Source organism: Microbacterium rhizosphaerae (assembly GCF_034120055.1).
Taxonomy (GTDB): Bacteria; Actinomycetota; Actinomycetes; order Actinomycetales; family Microbacteriaceae; genus Microbacterium; species Microbacterium rhizosphaerae.
In genome coordinates this window covers 2,909,446-2,926,832 of the sequence record NZ_CP139368.1, presented here as the reverse complement: position 1 = coordinate 2,926,832, position 17,387 = coordinate 2,909,446, and the positions used below count along the sequence as shown (strand labels likewise).

Sequence of the window (17,387 nt, the reverse complement as noted above, 5' to 3'; positions counted from 1 at the left end):
ATCGGAGTCGGCGCGAATTGTGGAGCGCTCTTTGCTCAGCGTGTTCGGCTGCGATCCTCCACGATGCCCGCCATGACCTTCATCTGGACTTGAGCAAGCGCTTCAAGCCGTACGGATGCGGGAAGCGTTTCGAGCTCGCGGACCGCGCGCTCGATGGCTTCTTCTCGTGACGGCCGGGGTGCTCCCGTGATTGGGTGCTCGGCGCGTAGCGGCGGAGCCGATTCGACCGTGCCGAAAAGCTCGTCGAGAGACATGCCCAGCACTCTGGCGAACATCGGTTGATGCTTTGACGATGGAAGCCGGTACCCGGTTTCGATCTGAGCGATGTAGGGGTAAGACAGCTCAGTTGCCGAGGCGAGGTCCTTGCGGCTCATCCCGAGGTCCTCTCGCCGCGCGGCGATCCTGCGGCCGAGGTCGAGGTCGCCGGTACGAGGCGATGGCGTCGATGCGCCGGATCGCCGATGTTCGGTGCCTTTGACCATAGGTCTATGCTCTCAGAAGAGATTTTGTACTGCAATTGGCGCCGATTCCGTTCTTACCGCTGCTTCTTAGGTCATCGCCGCGAGCGGCACCGAGCGCACGGAAGTGCTGGGACGGAGGCGAGCGGCGGCGCTGACGGGTGGCACTTCTTCGACAGAAGATCTTGTGCGGGTGGCGGATATCGTCCTGGTGGAAGGGAGAGATGGACATGGCGCTTGGGTGGTATGTGGCGGTGAGTCGGGCTAGGACTCCGACCACGGCTGAGACGTTGCCGAACACAGCAACTGAAGTGGACCTCGGCGAGACGGTGACGATCGCTGAGTTTCAATCAGGCATCTCCGGGCTCAACTGGATCGATGACTTGGTAGCTGAGCACCGAGCCGTCGGCGAATGGGGCGTGTACGGCAGCAGCTTCGTGGTCTGGGGCCGGGACGCAAGGGCGCATCTGCAGAATCGGGCGGAGACTGTCGCAACGTGGGGTCTCAACGGCGGCGAGACCGGTTTCATGGCTGGAGCGCGCACGTCGGACCAGTTCGACCGTGCAGCGATCGACGTGATTCTCGATGACGAGCTGCTTCACGTGGCGGCCACCGACCGGGACTGAACAGCTGGGTCCGTGAGGCTATGGATTGAAAGCCATCGTGCACTGGATGTTCGCCGAACGTTGAGCCATAGCCAACAACCGGACCCGGAGCAGTACGCCGGGTGCCTCCAGCTGGCGATGCCCGGTTACGGTTCCACGGGCCTGGTCGGCCCCGCATACGAAGGTCTGTTGTATCCCAATCCCTGTCGATCACCGAAACGTTTGTCGGCTTGTCGAACGTGAGGCGTGGCCGACGCGCTCGCGCCAGCCGACGAGCGCTTGTGAGCGGTCTGCACGGCATCAGTGGCGAGTTCGACCTGAACGCGTAGGCTTCGATTACCGTTCGCGGGTTACGGCGGGACGTGTTTGCCCTAGAACTCACGAAAGTACGCCCACCCCTGGTAGGGGTCGCCCTCCCTTGCTGGCCCTTCCCAGCCGCTCCAAACCTCGGCCCAGGGTGCTCCGCTGGAGGCCAGCACGTCGAGCGTCAACAGTTCCTCGCTGGTTATCTCCGGGAACTTAGTTACCGGCCATTACGCGAGGTCTGTTCCGCAAAGATGGCAGACGGTCGAGGCGCGCAGGACGGCGGTGCACTCGGGGCAAAGCGGCTTCTCGACGGTGGCGATCTCGGGGTCGGTGCGCTGAGCGTGGCGCTCGACTGCAATGCCGCAGTGGGTCGTTAGCCATTCAGCGTCGGGCTGGCAATCGACGTGGACCATGTGCAGCACCGGGTTCTCACCGGCGTGGATCTTCGCGGACTCTGCGTTCCGGCGAGCCTGCTCGCGCTGGTAGTGGTCGGACAGTTGCTCGCCCCACGGGACATCGGACCAGCGGTCCACGCCATTCTCTTCCAGCCACTCCTCGAACGCATACGGGTTCTGGGTCATCGGTGCCTCGGCCATGTCTCTGTCCTCCGTCCCAAGTTTACGGAGCGGCCTTCCGCGTGCGCTGGAAACGCTCATCATGGCTGGCTAATCGGTTGGTCCGCGGAACTCCCGGGTGCGATGGACCAATCCACCGCAACCAGTCCCAACGGGCAAGGCTCGGCAGAGCTCCGTGATCGGTGGAACCGTGTGTCCACGCGAGTCCAGCGGTCGATTCGTGCGTTGGGCATCCTCATGAAGTCCATCGATCGCGAAATGTTTTCGCGAAACTCGCCGACGCTTCGAGCCATCAGGGGGTCATCTTCGAAGTCGTCAAACGGCAGGAGAGGCCGCACCGGCCGATCAGGTTATATGAGGTCCTGAAGCAGGACGTGGCTGGCGTAGCCGTCGAAGCTGCCGAACAACGCGAAGAAGTCATGCAAGTCGTCGGGTACATCGGCAAGCGGGCTGCCCACTGCTCCCGTCGTAATGCCGTCGGAGGCACTCGAGATTCACGTCGAAGCGGGGACTGCTGCACGGATAGGTGACATCTTGACCTGCCCCACGGATTGGGTTCCAGTTTCGATGGCTAACTAGCGGCCTGATCCGAGAGGCTCATCCTCATGCCCCGTCCTTATCCGCCCGAGTTCCGTGCCCGTGCTGTCGCGCTGGTACGTGCGGGGAAGCAGGCCAAGCAGACCGCTGTCGAGCTGGGTATCCACCCCGTCACGTTGTCGAAGTGGATCCGTCAGGACGATATCGACAACGCGCGAAGGCCCGGCGTTCCGACGTCAGAGTCCGCGGAGCTGCGTGCCGCCAAGCGGCGCATTCGCGAGCTTGAGACGGAGCTGGCGATCGTGCGTCAAGCGGCGAAGTTCCTCGATGAGGAGCGTCCCCGCCCAAAAGGTTCTACCCGGTGATCGACCGTCTCGCCGACGCCGGGGTTCCCATCGACCGGTGCTGCCAGGTCCTCGGGATCGCCAGGCAGAACTACTACAAGCACAAGCGTCGACCGATGACGCAGTCCGAGCTGCGGCGGCAATGGCTGACCGGGCTGATCCGCGAAGTGCACGTCGCCTCCCGCGGCACCTACGGATACCGACGGGTGCACGCCGAACTGACGATGGCCATGGACGTGACCGTGTGCGAGCGCACCGTGTACAAACTGATGCGCCTGGCCGGAATCTACGGGCTTCCTGGGCCGGTCCGATCGAAACGGCTGCGCGGAGTGGTCACCGCTGACGACCTCGTGAACCGGAAGTTCCACCGTGCCCGTCCGAACGAGCTCTGGGTCACGGACATCACGCAACATCGAACGCGAGAAGGCTGGGTCTACTGTGCCGCTGTCCTCGACGCTTACAGCCGCCGGATCGTGGGTTGGTCGATCGACTCGAAGCAGGACGCCACACTCGTTGTCAACGCGCTCGACATGGCGATCCGCAACCGCCGGCCCGAGCCCGGGGCCGTTGTGCACGCCGACCACGGCACGCAGTTCACCTCCTGGGTCTTCGGGGACAAGATCCGCTCCGCGGGGCTACTGCCCTCGTTTGGAACCGTCGGCGATGGGCTCGACAACGCCATGATGGAAAGCTTCTGGTCGTCCATGCAGATCGAGCTGCTCAACCGGAAGAAGTGGAAGACCCGGGTCGAACTGGCGAACGCGATCTTCGAGTACATCGAGATCTTTCACAACCGACAGCGCCGCCACTCTGCTCTCGGCTACCGCACCCCGACCGAATACGAAAGACTCAACGACAACACCATCCGCGCTGCCAGTTAGCGACCGTGACTGGAACCCATCAGGTGGGGCAGGTCATCTGATCTGGCTTGCCCGGGAGGGCGGCCTGGAAGGATGTTGCTGTGCCCAGACCCTACCCGAGCGAGTTCCGTGACGATGTCGTGCGCGTCGCGAGGAACCGCGAGCCCGGAGTGACGATCGAGCAGATCGCGAAAGACTTCGGCGTCCACCCGATGACGTTGCAGAAGTGGCTGCGTCGTTCCGACATCGAAGAGGGGACCAAGCCCGGCCAGACCCGGACCGAGGCGGCCGAGATCCGCGAGTTGAAGAAACGGAACCGGCTGCTCGAGCAGGAGAACGAGGTCCTCCGACGTGCGGCGGCGTATCTGTCGCAGGCGAACCTGCCGGGAAAAGGTTCTACCCGCTCGTGACGGAGCTCGCCGCCGCAGGGATCCCTGTGACGGTGACGTGTCGGGTGCTCAAGCTCTCTCGTCAGCCCTACTACCGGTGGCTGGCAGACCCCATCACTGCGAGCGAGGTGGTGGAGGCGTATCGCGCGAATGCGTTGTTCGACGCACACAAGGATGACCCGGAGTTCGGGCACCGGCTGCTCGCCGACGAGGCCCGCGACAACGGCGAAGCGATGTCGGACCGAACGGCGTGGCGGATCGCGTCGAGCAACGGTTGGTTCAGCGTGTTCGGGAAGCCCAAGCGCGGCAAGCAGCGTCGGCCCGGCCCGCCCGTGCACGACGACCTCTGCGCCGTGATCGACGAGGACGGCCGTGTGCGGCACGTGTTCACCGCGAGCGCGCCGAACGAGCTCTGGTTGACGGACATCACGGAGCACAAGACTGCGGAGGGCAAGCTCTACCTCTGCGCGATCAAAGACGTGTTCTCCGGCCGCATCGTCGGGTACTCGATCGACTCGAGGATGAAGTCGCGGCTGGCTGTCCAGGCCCTCGAGAACGCCGTCGCCATGCGCGGTGACGTCGCCGGCTGCATCGTTCACAGCGATCGAGGCAGTCAATTCCGCAGTCGGAAGATGCTCCGGGCTCTGGCCCGTCACCGGATGGTCGGGAGCATGGGAAGAGTGGGGTCGAGCGGGGACAACGCAGCCATGGAGAGCTGGTTCGCGCTGCTGCAGAAGAACGTCCTCGACCGCCGAGCCTGGACCACCCGCGAGCAGCTGCGGATCGCGATGGTTACCTGGATCGAGAGGACCTACCACCGCCGACGCCGTCAGGCCCGCCTGGGCCGTTTGACGCCCATCGAATTCGAGACCATCATGAACACGACCGTCGCACTGGCGGCGTGACTACAAACTGTCACCTATCCGTGCAGCAGTCCCCTTCGCCGATGGTGAGTCGGAGCGCATGGGAGTTGTTGCAGATTTTGCAACCACTGCCTCGGATGGCAAAAGGCTGTCGGGCTGCGGTGCCTCCTCCGCAGCAGGGCGCAGATTGCACGGCGTATCCAGTAACGGGCAAATACAATCGTGGCGTGTCGGATGCCTCGATCGCAGCGGTGATCTCAAGCGTTATTTCGCTTCTCACCGCGCTTATATGGCCGCTGGTGTTCCTGTTTCTGATCCTTCGATTCCGAAAACCGCTGGCACGACTCATTGAACCGATCGCGCACGGAGTGCAAGAGCGAATCGCGGCGGGCGGTGGAGGCGAGGCAAGTGTCTCGTTCGCAGGGCTATCCTTCAGCGGACGGATCGACTCGGCGTCGAAGTTGGTGGCGACAGCAAGCGAACAACCGGGAGCCGCGGGCGGACCCGTGACTACCGATCAGGCCCGTCGGGTGCTGACCGAGGCGATTCCTAACGACGAGGCGGCCGCGAAGATCGCCGGGTCGAGCGTTCTCTGGGTGGACGACGTCCCGAGTAACAACAGGTATGTGGTGGATGCGCTTCACCAGCTCGGTGCCGTGGTGGTGCAGGTAACTTCCACTGATCAGGCGAAGGAGCTCCTCAAGACCAACGAATTCGACGCGATCATCTCGGATATGGGTCGTGCGGAGCGTGATGGCTATAACACACGCGCCGGCTATGACCTCCTCGCCGACGTGCGCGCGGACCACATGGATACGCCGTTCTTCATCTACGCCGGCTCCAGCCTCCCTGAACACGTCATCGAGGCCCGCAAGCGAGGGGCGCAGGGGTCGACCAACCGCGCGGCAGAACTCATCAGCATGGTGACGTCGGCACTGGTTGCGCGTTAGCCGCGGGCGCCGCTCTTATTTCGCGCCACCCGCGCCGGCGGCTACCCACGCGCGTGACTGCCCTGCTTGCATGCGTTCTGCCTCAAACGTCGGGAGCAGCGAAAGCGTCGCGGTCCCAAGTGCGAAGCTGCAACTTGGAGGAACAGCGCTGAACTTGCGGTGGACAATGTCACCGCGCATCGACGAGTCGGGGTCAAGCGCCGGTCTTGCCGTTCGCCTGCCGCTATTGGATGGTGACCTCCTGGCCCTGTCCGACGTCGACGACCACCCCGACGAAGGACGGTACGGCTGCAGCGATCGACTTCTGCAGTTCGGCGATCGGCGGGGTCGAACCGTCGCTCGTGGTGATCTCGACGGTGGCGGTACGGCCCGACCACTCGACCCCGTACACGCGCGCCCCCTGCTCGCTGGAGAGCCACGTGGCCGTCGCATCCTGGATCGATACTGACCAGCGCGCAAGGGCGACGGAGACGATCGAGTTCGCAGCGAGCGGGATGGTGATGATCACGGCGAGCACTCCGACGATCACGTAGGCGCGGCGACGGTTCGCCACGGGCGACGAGCCGGGATCGCGGGCGTATCCGGCGAGTGTGAAGACGATGCTGCCCGCAATGATGAGCGCGATCACGTTGGAAAAGAAGAGCCACAGCGCCCCCAGCGCATCCGTCCATAATCCCTGCCCTGCGCACACGCCCACGACGCCGAGAGGAGGAACCAGCGAGATCGCGATCGCGACGCCCGGGAGCACGGCGCTCAAGTCCTTGCGGCACATGGCGAATCCGCCCGCGAACCCGGTCGCCAGGGCCGCGACGAGGTCCATGAAGCTCGGCGACGTGCGACCCACCACCTGCGAGTTCGTCGCGAGACTCTCCGGCGTCGCCACGAAGACCGAGAACCCCAGGCCCAGCACGATGACGATGACCAGCCCGGCCAGCACCCACAGGATCGAGCGCACGACGAGACTGAGCCGTCCGGTCACGATGCCGAGCCCGATCGCGAGGATGGGCGTGCCCAGCGGCGCGATGATCATGGCGCCGATCACCGTCGCCGTCGAGTCGGTGATCACCCCGGCGATGGCGATGATCCCCGCGAGCGTGAGCATGATGAGGAAGCCGCTGCGTTTGCCGACCCGGTCGCCCGAGCCGAGATCCAGCGCCTCCGTCACCTCATCGACGGTTTGACGTTGCGTCGGCGGGATCAGAGTGTGCAGCATCTCGGAGAGAGTCGCCATGCGCACATCATCCCGGACGGTTGCCCCGGATCCGGGCCGCGCGCGCGGTCCGATCGCGACTCGAGCAGTTCACATGCCGGACTCCGTCGGTTCGTTCCCGCCGGTGGACGGTCATGGCCCGGAGTGCGAGACTTCGGCCATGGCGATGGAAGAGATCTGGCAGCAGCTGGCTCCGGCGACCCGGGACTGGTTGGTCGCCAACAACGGCGACGCGATTCCCGCTGACATCGCGGCGGAAATCGATGAACTCATCGACGCGGTTGATGGGGAGGATGTCTGGGCGCACACTCCGGCAACCGACGTGAGTGGACTCGGAACCGATCCCGACGACGATGCGGACGATCTCGAGGACGAGGAGGAGGAGGACGCTGAAGCCCGCTACCTCAGCGACGACGCGGTCGACTGGATAGAGGAACGAGCGAACGAGGAGTAGCTGCCCGGCCAGTGGATGCGTGAACGACACGTCCACGACCCAGACCCCCGGCGTTAGGCCGATTTGGGCGGCTTCGGCGGGGTCTTGCGGACGACGCCGTCGGTCGGGGCCGGGAGCGGTGTTCCGTCGAGGGTGATGAGCTCGGGCAGCGGGGTGTGGAGTGGTCCGGGCCACGGCTGCGGGGCGACCGGTGTCGGCGTGGGTGTCGGCGGCGTGGGCTGGACCACGGCAGATCCCGGAACGGGCGGCTCGGGGCGGGTCAGTGCGGGGTCGACCATGTGGGCGAGCGAGGGAGCGTCATCCACGCGCGGCACGCCCATCGGGGGAAGTCCGAGCAGATCCATGATCGTCTTCGGTATGGATGCGTGCGAATGCCATTCCGGGTCTATCCGCTGCACGACGTTGCCGCCGAACATGATCAGCGGGATGCGGGAACCCCCGATGACCTGGAACCCGTTCGGGTGCAGAGCATCCGGAGCCGTTTCGATATCGGGCGTCGGGACGGAGTCGGCGTAGCCGCCCCAGTCGTCCCACGTGAGGATGAAGACCGTCTCCTCCCAACCGCCGCCGTCGATCACGGCCTGCACCCGATCCCAGACCAGTCCCTGACCCTTGCTGATGTAGTCCGGCGTGCTCACCGCCGGCGGATGCTCGTCGTAGCCCGCCGGCGACCAGACGTAACAGATCTCCGGCAGCGTGCCGCCCTTGGCCATCGGGATGAACTCCGCCGGCCGAAACACGTTGCTGTTGCCGGGGGCGGAGGTCAGCGACGTGTAGAACTTCGTCGGGTAACCGGATTGATCCGGGAACGCCGCCCACGAGACCTTCGCCGACTCCGCGAGGCTGAAGATCGACGGCAGATTCCACACCGGATGCGGACCCACGAACGGCGGGTTCTTCAACGTCGGCATCTGCCCGCCGACGGCCAGCATGTGGCCGGGCGTGGAATTGGAGCCCGCGCCGAAGTGGTGATCGCTGAACACGAACTGCTTGGCCAGCCAGCTGTAGAAGGGGATGACGGTGTCGTTGTCGAGCTGCAGCCGCTCGGCCGGATAGTCACCCATCGCGTAATGCACCCACGCGTTGCGGTCATGCGGCTGGTCGAAGTTCGGCGGCGCGGTCAGCAGGTTGCCCGAGTTCGCGACAGCCGCGCCCCAGGCCGACATCGTCGGGAAATAGAAGTCCGGGGTCTTGTTCTCCTGGAGGAACACGATCACCCGCCGCGTCGCAGCCATTCCCGTACCCCCGGTCGTTCGACGTCACCTGTTGCAATGCAACCACGGTGAGGGGAACAGCAGAAGGGGACTGCGCTGCTCCATCACGCGGCGGCCATGCCACGTCTCACTGCCTCGGTGCCGGTCGCTCCCGTTGTTCTCTGAGCCTCTCAGGGCACAGGCGCTGCCTTCCGCGTGGACGGCGGTGTGGATCCAGCGGGCGCGGGGATCCCGCGGGCGGTGCGCAAGAGCGCACGACTGAGCAGGATCAGCCACACCAGCGTCGGGATCAGCGAGAGCATCGCGATCAGCACACCGATCTGGCCGAGGTTCGCGGGAACGAGCATGGTGATTCCGGTGATGATTCCGACGATGCCGGGCAGACGCCCGAAGACGCGGTATCGGACCATCGCGACGGAGAAGATCAGCGTGCTGGCAGCGCCGAGGATGTAGCTCAGACCGAACGAACCGCCGTTGTAGAGCGTGAGCAGCGTCTGGCCGGAGGCCACCAGCGCGGCCCGCTGCGCCGCCGTAGCGGTCGATGCGTGCTGGTTGCTCAGCAGCCACATCGAGAACGTCGCTTCGCGCGAGAACAGGAACAGCGCCACGCTGAACAGGCCGAAGACCAGCGCGATGAGTGCGGAGGTCGCCGACACCCGCCGGACCACCACGAACAGCGCGAGGTAGAACGGGATCATCGCCAAGTAGTCGATCGTGAGGAGGAGGTCGAGGTCGAGCAGACCGAGCAGCGGACTGCGCTGGAAGAGGTCGAAGTACTCGACGACGGTCTGCGGCGGGGGGATGAGGATGAACACCAGCGCCTGGATCGGGATCATGATCACGACGAACACCGCCGCAACGGCGCCGATTCGGAGCAGCGGCCGCCATTGCGCGTCCACGATGTCGGACGGTTCGACGCGTTCCCGCGCTTCGACATCCATGAATGCCCCCGATCCGCCGATGCGCCTGCTGGTCGCCTACGAGCACCCATCCAAGTCCGCCGATCACGTCAGCCCCAGGCCGAAGGTCCCGAGTTCAAAGCCGGGTGAACATCGACCCGGCAGTCCGCGGGATGCAGGAAACCGGCGGAACCGCGGATGCTCACACCACGCATCCTTCCGCGTCGCGTCGTAGCGTCCGTACGATGGGCCTGGCAAGATGTCCGGACTGGTTGCTCGAGAGCGGAGTCCGCATGGTGGCGGCGACAGCGGTCTTGGCGCTCATCCTTCTCTGGAGCGTGTTCTCGCGACCGCTCGACCGGCACGGAGTCACCTCAGCGCTGTTTCTCACGGCCGCCGGGCTCGTGATCGGCACATCGGCTCTGGGTTGGCTCGATCTGCCCCTGGAGTCCCCGGTCGTCGAACGCGTGGCCGAGATCGCTCTCGTCCTCCTGCTGTTCAGCGACGCCGCGCGACTGGATCTGCAGTCGCTGCGCCGCGAGCTGTCCTGGCCGGCGCGGCTGCTGCTGATCGGCCTGCCCCTGACCATGCTCGCCGGGGTCGGAGCCGGGGTGCTCGTCTTCCCCGGCATGGCGCTCGCATCCACGATTCTGCTCGCCACCATGCTGGCCTCCACGGATGCCGCGCTCGGGCAGAGGGTCGTCACCGACAGCGCCGTCCCGGCTCGAACCCGACAGGCGCTCGATGTGGAGAGCGGACTGAACGATGGACTGGCCGTTCCCTTCTTCCTCGTCGCGCTCGACGTCGCCAACGCCGAGCTGGACACGCTTCCCGGCTGGGCCGTTGTCCAGAACATGGTCGTGCAGATCGGATGGGGACTGGCCGGCGGGCTGGTGGCCGGCATCGTGGGCGGGCTGCTGTTCCGCATCGCCGATCGCCGTGGCTGGATCGGCCGCGAATGGCGGCAGGTCATCCCCCTGGCGGTGGCGCTGCTCGCCTACACGCTCGCACTGCTGCTCGGCGGCAGCGGCTTCATCGCCGCGTTCGTCGGCGGCCTCGCGTTCGGACGCGTCTCCCGCGCCCGAGGGACCGTCGTCACCCTGCTCACCGAGGAGGCGGGCGGCCTGTTCGCCGCCGTGACCTGGATCGGCTTCGGAGCGCTGGCGCTCACACTGGCCGGCCCGCACATCACATGGCAGGTGATCCTCTACGCCGTGCTGAGCCTGACGGTGGTGCGCATGATCCCTGTCGCCATCGCCTTCATCGGCCAGAGCGTGCGGCTCCCGACGATCGCGTTCATCGGATGGTTCGGCCCACGCGGACTCGCATCCCTCGTCTTCGCTCTCCTCGCATTCGAACACGGCGTGCCCGACGGTGATGTGGTGTTCACCACCGTGATCGTCACCGTGGCACTCAGCGTCATCCTGCACGGCCTGACATCGGTTCCCCTGATCGCCCTCTACCACCGCTGGTACCAGGCGCACACCGCCGAACACCCGACCGCGGCCGAAGCGGTGCCGGCCACCATGTCCCGTCCGCGACGCCACCTCTCCGCGCCCGATCAGACAGATCACGGCGGTGCATCCGGCTGAAGCGCCACCCCGAAACCCGGACCTGAGTCCCTAGCCCCTGGATTCGCACCCGCCTTAGCGTGAGATGGGGAAGGGGATCGCTATGCGCATCGGGGACATGAATCGGAGCGTGCTCGCACGGCGGGCGACCGTCGCTGTCGCGCTGACGGCACTCACGCTGGGGACGACGGCAGGATGCGCGGCGGCATCGGCCGAAGCGGCATCCACCATCGCCGTCGACACGGGACAGGCGCCGAACCAGGACGTCATCCCGCTGTACACGGGGCAGGGCGGAGCGATCCAGGCCGCACTGAAGAAGCTTCCCGGAGAGGTGAAGGACGCCCTCAAGCGCACGGGCGTGCCCGGCGCGCAGGTCGCCGTGGTGTCCAAGGGGAAGACCATCTATCAGGGGTCGTTCGGCGTGCGCGACGTGCGGACGGGGCAGAAGGTCGACGACAAGACGCTCTTCCTGATCGCCTCGCTGTCGAAACCCATCTCGGCGACCGTCGCGGCGAAAGCGATGACCGAGGACAAGAGCCTCTCGTGGTCGACTCCTGTACGCGATCTCTTGCCCGGCTTCACGATGAACGACCCGTACGTGACGGACAATGCCCAGATCGGCGATTACTTCGCGCACCGCACGGGCATTCCGACGGGCGGCGGCGACGACCTCGAGGACCTCGGGTACGACCGCGCGTACATCCTCGACCACCTGCACGACATTCCGCTCGCGCCGTTCCGGATCACATACCAGTACTCGAATTTCGGCCTCACGACGGGGGCCGAGGCGGTCGCAGCATCCCGCGGCGAATCGTGGGAGCAGACCGCCGACGACCTGCTGTTCAGGCCCCTCGGGATGACGTCGACGACCTCGTCGCACGCGGTCTTCCTCGCGAGCCCCGATCGGGCGGTCCAGCACGCGCGGATCGGCAAGGATAGCTTCGAGCCGCTGTTCGATCGCGACCCGGACGCGGAGGCGCCGGCAGGGGGCATCGCGTCGACCGCGGGCGACGTCGCGAAGTGGATGGCGATGGTCCTCGCGAACGGGAAGGTCGCCGGCAAGCCGTTCATCGACCCCGCGCCGCTGACCCAGGCGTTCTCGGCGCAGATCGTCAGCTCGCACAACACGACGCTGGACCAGCGTCCCGGCCACTACGGGTTCGGGATCAACGTCGGCTCCGGGGCGGGCGGACGCGTCGTGCTGAGCCACTCGGGAGCCTTCGGGCTCGGGACGGCGACCGCGGCATCCATGGTCCCCGACCTCGATCTGGGCATCGTCGTCCTCACGAACGGAGCGCCCATCGGCGTGCCGGAGGCGGTGACGCAGGAGTTCCTCGACAACGTCATGTACGGCGCTCCGACGCGCGACTGGGTCGGCACGATGAGCGGGTTCTTCGCGAACTACAACGCCCCGTCGGGCGACCTCGCGGGCCAAGAACCGCCCGCAGCCGCCGCCGCTCCCGGGCCGACGACCGACTACACCGGGACCTACTCGAGCCCGTACTTCGGCACCCTCACCATCACCGAGAAGAACGGGAAGCTCCAGGGGGCCATGGGGCCGACCGGGGGCTACACCTTCGCGATCGACCCCTGGAACGGCGACACGCTGTCGTTCGCGCCGCACGGGGAGAACGCGCTACCCGGGTCGCTGTCATCCGCCGTCTTCACCCGCACCGCGGGGAAAGTCACCGGCGTGACCCTGACCTACTTCAACTCCTACCCGCAGGTTTCCACGCCGACGGGACTCGGGGTCTTCACCCGCACGGGCTGAGGGGTCGCGAGCCCGCCGGTGTCAGTCCTCGTGCTCTACCCTCCACGGTGCACCCCGTGAGGTGCGACCGACCTCAGTTGAGGAGCGCAGTCATCGGGGTGGCCGCGGCGTCTTCCGCGGTCAAGGGGGCGATGCCCCATTCCGACTCGATGGTACGAAGCAGCGAGTAATGAGTGAAGGGTGTGGACGACCGAGCGTGCGAGCGCGCGGCCGGTCCGGCGAAGACGCACGCAATCGTGTTGTCGGCCGCGTCGCCCTCATCGAATGTCACCACCAGGAGCGAGCGCTGAGACGTGAATGCAGGCGAGGACAGGATGCGGGGGATGTTGGCCTGCAGCCAGCGGTCGCCCGCCTGGATCGAGCAGTCGTGCATGTCGTTGCACAGGTTCGGGCTGATGAATGCGAAGTCCGGCAAGGTCTTCGTGCCGGCGAGGTCGGCCACGAAGCGGTCATAGGGCACGTCGTGCGACGAGCAGTAGGCGCGGTCTGTCGTGACGCTCGGAAAGTAGAGGAAGGGGTTGTGCTTGACCGCGTACGTGTTCGTATTCGCCGCGGTGCACGGCGCAGTCATGCTCTCGGCGTACATCTTCCAGGTTCGTCCCGAGCGATCGATCGCCTGGGCGAGGTTCGGGCCGGTCACCAGGCACGAGCCGCCGGGCGCGCAGTCCGATCTGATCCCGGCGGTCGTCCCGCTAGTCAACGCCAAATAATTGGGCAGGCTCGGATGCGTGACTGCGGAGTAGTGGTCCGCCCATGCGTAGGTCTGCGCGAGGCTGTTGAGGTACGGGGCATCCGGGTTGCCGATGATCGAGGTCGCCGGCTTGTTCTCGTCCACGATGATCACGATGTGCTCGAGCTTCGCCTGGCCCGGCCGACCGCCGGTCTGCTCCAGCGGCGAAGCACCCGGTCGCGGCGGGGTCACCGGGCCGCCCTGATTCCCGGTGCACCCGGTCACCGCCAGCGCAATCAGCAGGCCGCAGCCGACACCTGCGGTCCGCCACTTCATGATCGAAGCGTAGGCCCCTGGCGACCAGGCACGGATCGTTGACTTCCGCAGCATCAAGGCGCGGCCGGGATGCCGGCGGTGGAGTCGTCCCGCGGCCGCCCTCGGGAATGCAGTGGAGACCCGTGCCTGCGGGCAATCCGGATGCGGCCGGCGGCGCGCGCATCCCGGTGGGATCCCAAGCGCGTGCCGTCCGGGTCCATGACCGTCGACAGAGGGTAACGTGAGCCCAATGCGATGCCGAGGATTCCGCGGCTCGGGCCGCCGGGTGACATGACCGAGTCCACGTCGGCCTCAGCGGAGGGAGCGGATTCCGGGCCGCAGCGGAATCCGGTCGTGGCGCATGCCTCGGCCCGCGGGCCGCGTATCGCCGTGATGGCGGCGGTCGCCGCCCTGGGCGTCGTCTTCGGCGACATCGGCACCAGTCCGCTGTATGCCCTCAAGACGGTGTTCCTCCTCGACGGCGGAGCCGTCCGCGCGAATCAGGAGGACGTGTTCGGCGTCATCTCGCTGATGTTCTGGAGCATCACCATCGTCGTGTCGATCAAGTACGTCGCGATCCTCATGCGTGCGGACAACGACGGCGAAGGCGGAGTGATGGCGCTGGCTGCGCTCGCTCAGCGGCTGTATGCGACGCGCGCGGGGCGGGCGGGCGCGCTCTTGGTGATCGGCATCGTCGGGGTATCCCTCTTCTACGGCGATTCGATCATCACTCCGGCGATCAGCGTCCTCTCGGCGGTGGAGGGCCTGGATGTCACCACCCCGCAGATCGCACATCTCGTCGTTCCGATCGCCGCAGTGATCCTGATCGGGCTGTTCGTCTTCCAACGATTCGGAACCGGCAAGGTCGGCGGCCTGTTCGGCCCCGTGATGGTGCTGTGGTTCGTCGTGATGGCCGTGGCAGGACTCGCCGTGGTGATCCGGTATCCCTCCGTTCTGCTCGGTCTCTCGCCGAGTTACGCGGTCGTGTTCTTGGTGGCGCATCCGTCGATCTCGTTCATCGCGCTCGGTGCCGTCGTCCTGGTCATCACGGGCGCGGAGGCGCTCTACGCCGACATGGGGCACTTCGGCCCGACGCCGATACGTCGCGCCTGGTTCTTCCTCGTATTCCCCGCGCTCACGATCAACTATCTCGGCCAGGCCGCGCTGATCCTTCACGATCCCGCGGCCAAGGCCAATCCGTTCTTCCTGCTGATCCCGGAGTGGGGCCGCCTGCCCGTCGTGATTCTGGCCACGGTCGCGACCGTGATCGCGAGTCAGGCCGTCATCTCGGGAGCCTTCTCGCTGTCGCGCCAGGCGGTGTCGCTCGGGGTGCTGCCGCCGCTGACGATCCGTCAGACGTCGAAGAAGGAGGGCGGCCAGATCTATCTGCCGGCCCTCAACGGATTGCTGTTCATCGGCGTCATGGCCGTGATGCTCGCCTTCGGCTCATCCGAGCGGCTGTCAACGGCATACGGCATATCCGTGACAGGAGCGCTCGTCGTAGACACGCTGCTGCTGCTGCTGGTCGCCCGGCCGCTGTGGCACTGGCGAGCGTGGAAGATCGTCGCCGCGGGTGTCGTCTTCGGCGGTCTGGAACTCACATTCCTCGCCGGCAACCTCTCCAAGATCATCAACGGCGGGTGGGTGCCGCTGCTCATCGCGGCGGCTGTCATCACCATCATGACCACGTGGCGACGCGGACGTCAGCTCGTGCAAGCAGATCGGAAGAAGAAGGAAGGATCGCTCGCCGCGTTCATCGAGGAGGTTCGCCTGCAGAAGGTGCCGCGGGTCCCGGGAATAGCGGTCTTCCCCCATCAGAACAAGGAAAGCACTCCGCTCGCGCTGCGTGCGAACGTCAAGCACAACCACATCGTGCACGAACGAGTGATCATCGTGTCGACGACCACCGCCCGCGTGCCGCATGTTCCCGCATCCGACGCCTACATCTACGACGATCTCGGTGACGCGGACGACGGCATCGACCACCTCACCATCCGCTTCGGCTTCTCGGACGACCCGGACATCCCGCGCGCGCTCCGCGTCGCCTGTCGTGAAGGGGTGCTCCCGCTGAAGGCAGCGGACTTCAACCGCGCCTCCTACTTCATCTCGCGCGGGACGATCCGGCGCGCACGCGAGAAGGGAATGGCCCGGTGGCGGAGGTCACTGTTCATCGGCCTCGCCAACAACGCGGCCGACCCTGCCGCCCGCTTCCGCCTCCCGGCCCTGCGCACCGTCACGATGGGCAACGACGTCGAGATCTGACCAGCCCTCAGGAAGGCCAAGAAGCAGCGCACCGACGTCAAGCGATTGCGTCGGCCGCCTCAGGACTGAGCGCGCAACGACGCCGACGCGTGCAGACCGCGCTCAGGTCACGGGCTATCCGAGGTGTTCGCGGCCTGCTGGGCCGAGTTCGCGTCGGAGTCCGCATTGCCCGCCGACGACAGCGCGGAGTCGAGGTCCTGCGTCACGTCATCCGTCGAGGCTCCGGGCGAAGGGCTCGATGCGGAGGTCTTCGCCGACCCGCTCGGGCCGGCGGGGTGCGGGGAGCCGCAGCCCGCCAGTGCCAGCGACAGGCCGACGACCACCGCAGCGACCCCCGCCTCACGACGCCGCATCAGGACACTCCCGTGGCGCTGGGATCCGGGCTCGGGGTGATCGGAGCGGATGCGTGCGGAGCCTTCTGGCCGACGAGCTCCTTGCCGATCATCGCCGCCGCCTTGATGTGCGCGACAGCGTCCTTCAGCCGCGCTCGCAGCGCCGACATCACCGAATGATCGGCGTTGAACGCCGCCGGAGTGACGGCGAGCGCCTCGGAGTCCAGGCCCTTCACATCCTGCGCGGCCGTGTCGATGTCGTTCTGCATCACGGCGAGCTGCGCCTTGTCGGCACCGCGTCCCTGCAGCCGATCGTGCGCGGATTGCAGCCGGGGCACGGCGGTGTCACCGATGCGGTCCGCCCCGATCGCGATGTACGACTGGGGAAGAGCGACCGCGTAGACCCGATAAGTGGTGAAGATCGACGCCACATCGGCACGCGCGGTCGCGATGCTCGTGTCGGCGTGGATCTTCGCCGCGAGCGCAGTGAGAGCGCTCTTGTCGGACGTGAGCGTGCCCAGGATCTTGGCGCGATCGGATGCGGTGGCATCCTTCGCGGCGGTCACCCGGGTGATCGCGGTCCCGAGCGACGCCAGCCGCTCGGCGATGAGCGTCGCGCCGCGCTGCTGGACGGTGCTCAGGGACGCCGCGGCATGCGTCGCCGCGGGCGCGGGTGCGCCGGTGGCGGCGAAGGCCGGCGCGACACCGCCGACCGCGATCGCCGTCGCGGCTCCGACGGAGACGATGGCGGTGCACAGGGATCGATTCATGGGATTCTCCTGGTCTCGTGGCGCCGCGGATG

General features: G+C 66.3%; 16 protein-coding genes and 1 pseudogene. 8 read left to right on the top strand and 9 right to left on the bottom strand.

The genetic code is table 11. The features are described from left to right. Positions 1-35: 35 nt before the first annotated feature. Positions 36-482, bottom strand: a complete 447-nt coding sequence (locus tag SM116_RS13265; RefSeq protein ID WP_320941450.1) for a helix-turn-helix domain-containing protein — start codon at positions 480-482, stop codon at positions 36-38. A gap of 266 nt (positions 483-748) precedes the next feature. On the opposite strand from SM116_RS13265, the gene SM116_RS13260 reads away from it, so the two are divergent. Further along, the gene (locus SM116_RS13260; RefSeq protein ID WP_320941449.1) at positions 749-1,084 is read left to right on the top strand and encodes a hypothetical protein; all 336 of its coding nucleotides are present in this window, start codon (positions 749-751) and stop codon (positions 1,082-1,084) included. A gap of 512 nt (positions 1,085-1,596) precedes the next feature. On the opposite strand, the gene SM116_RS13255 is transcribed toward SM116_RS13260, so the two are convergent. Further along, the gene (locus tag SM116_RS13255) at positions 1,597-1,965 is read right to left on the bottom strand and encodes a hypothetical protein (RefSeq protein WP_320941448.1); all 369 of its coding nucleotides are present in this window, start codon (positions 1,963-1,965) and stop codon (positions 1,597-1,599) included. 329 nt (positions 1,966-2,294) lie between these two features. After that, on the bottom strand, positions 2,295-2,402 hold the full coding sequence (locus SM116_RS18440) for a DUF6994 family protein (protein WP_425563267.1): 108 nt from the start codon (positions 2,400-2,402) through the stop codon (positions 2,295-2,297). Positions 2,403-2,549: 147 nt separating this feature from the next. Between SM116_RS18440 and SM116_RS13250 the strand changes: the two are divergent. From SM116_RS13250 to SM116_RS13240, 3 genes and pseudogenes are all read left to right on the top strand, one after another. Beyond that, a pseudogene (locus tag SM116_RS13250) lies at positions 2,550-3,706 on the top strand (IS3 family transposase). An 80-nt stretch (positions 3,707-3,786) separates the two neighbouring features. Next, positions 3,787-4,979 (top strand): IS3 family transposase gene (locus SM116_RS13245; RefSeq protein ID WP_320941447.1). Its coding sequence is split into 2 segments (ribosomal slippage): positions 3,787-4,071 and positions 4,074-4,979, totalling 1,191 coding nucleotides; the frame shifts between segments, so codons are not numbered across the junction. 185 nt (positions 4,980-5,164) lie between these two features. Continuing rightward, positions 5,165-5,887 carry a response regulator gene (locus SM116_RS13240; RefSeq protein ID WP_320941446.1) on the top strand — a complete coding sequence of 241 codons (723 nt, stop codon included), beginning with the start codon at positions 5,165-5,167 and terminating at the stop codon, positions 5,885-5,887. Between the two features lie 223 nt (positions 5,888-6,110). On the opposite strand, the gene SM116_RS13235 is transcribed toward SM116_RS13240, so the two are convergent. Beyond that, positions 6,111-7,118, bottom strand: coding sequence for a TIGR00341 family protein (locus SM116_RS13235; protein WP_320941445.1), 1,008 nt, complete (start codon positions 7,116-7,118; stop codon positions 6,111-6,113). 73 nt (positions 7,119-7,191) lie between these two features. Between SM116_RS13235 and SM116_RS13230 the strand changes: the two genes are divergently transcribed. After that, complete coding sequence (locus tag SM116_RS13230; RefSeq protein WP_320941444.1) at positions 7,192-7,551, top strand: hypothetical protein; 360 nt, start codon at positions 7,192-7,194, stop codon at positions 7,549-7,551. 53 nt (positions 7,552-7,604) lie between these two features. Here SM116_RS13230 and SM116_RS13225 read toward each other — a convergent pair whose 3' ends face one another. Then, on the bottom strand, positions 7,605-8,786 hold the full coding sequence (locus SM116_RS13225) for an alkaline phosphatase family protein (RefSeq protein ID WP_320941443.1): 1,182 nt from the start codon (positions 8,784-8,786) through the stop codon (positions 7,605-7,607). 149 nt (positions 8,787-8,935) lie between these two features. Beyond that, the gene (locus SM116_RS13220) at positions 8,936-9,706 is read right to left on the bottom strand and encodes a DUF4386 family protein (RefSeq protein ID WP_320941442.1); all 771 of its coding nucleotides are present in this window, start codon (positions 9,704-9,706) and stop codon (positions 8,936-8,938) included. Positions 9,707-9,909: 203 nt separating this feature from the next. Between SM116_RS13220 and SM116_RS13215 the strand changes: the two genes are divergently transcribed. Continuing rightward, entirely contained in the window at positions 9,910-11,256 is a 1,347-nt protein-coding gene (locus SM116_RS13215) for a cation:proton antiporter (RefSeq protein ID WP_320941441.1), read from the top strand. 82 nt (positions 11,257-11,338) lie between these two features. Beyond that, entirely contained in the window at positions 11,339-13,006 is a 1,668-nt protein-coding gene (locus SM116_RS13210; protein ID WP_320941440.1) for a serine hydrolase, read from the top strand. A gap of 73 nt (positions 13,007-13,079) precedes the next feature. Here SM116_RS13210 and SM116_RS13205 read toward each other — a convergent pair whose 3' ends face one another. Continuing rightward, positions 13,080-14,012: an alkaline phosphatase family protein gene (locus SM116_RS13205; RefSeq protein WP_320941439.1), complete on the bottom strand. Its 933-nt coding sequence runs from the start codon at positions 14,010-14,012 to the stop codon at positions 13,080-13,082. Between the two features lie 333 nt (positions 14,013-14,345). Between SM116_RS13205 and SM116_RS13200 the strand changes: the two genes are divergently transcribed. Continuing rightward, the gene (locus SM116_RS13200; RefSeq protein ID WP_320941438.1) at positions 14,346-16,253 is read left to right on the top strand and encodes a potassium transporter Kup; all 1,908 of its coding nucleotides are present in this window, start codon (positions 14,346-14,348) and stop codon (positions 16,251-16,253) included. A 107-nt stretch (positions 16,254-16,360) separates the two neighbouring features. Here the strand turns inward: SM116_RS13200 and SM116_RS13195 are convergent, their stop codons facing one another. Next, positions 16,361-16,606, bottom strand: coding sequence for a hypothetical protein (locus tag SM116_RS13195; RefSeq protein WP_320941437.1), 246 nt, complete (start codon positions 16,604-16,606; stop codon positions 16,361-16,363). After that, entirely contained in the window at positions 16,606-17,355 is a 750-nt protein-coding gene (locus SM116_RS13190) for a hypothetical protein (protein WP_320941436.1), read from the bottom strand. The genes SM116_RS13195 and SM116_RS13190 overlap by 1 nt, the downstream gene beginning before the upstream one ends. Positions 17,356-17,387: the final 32 nt, after the last annotated feature.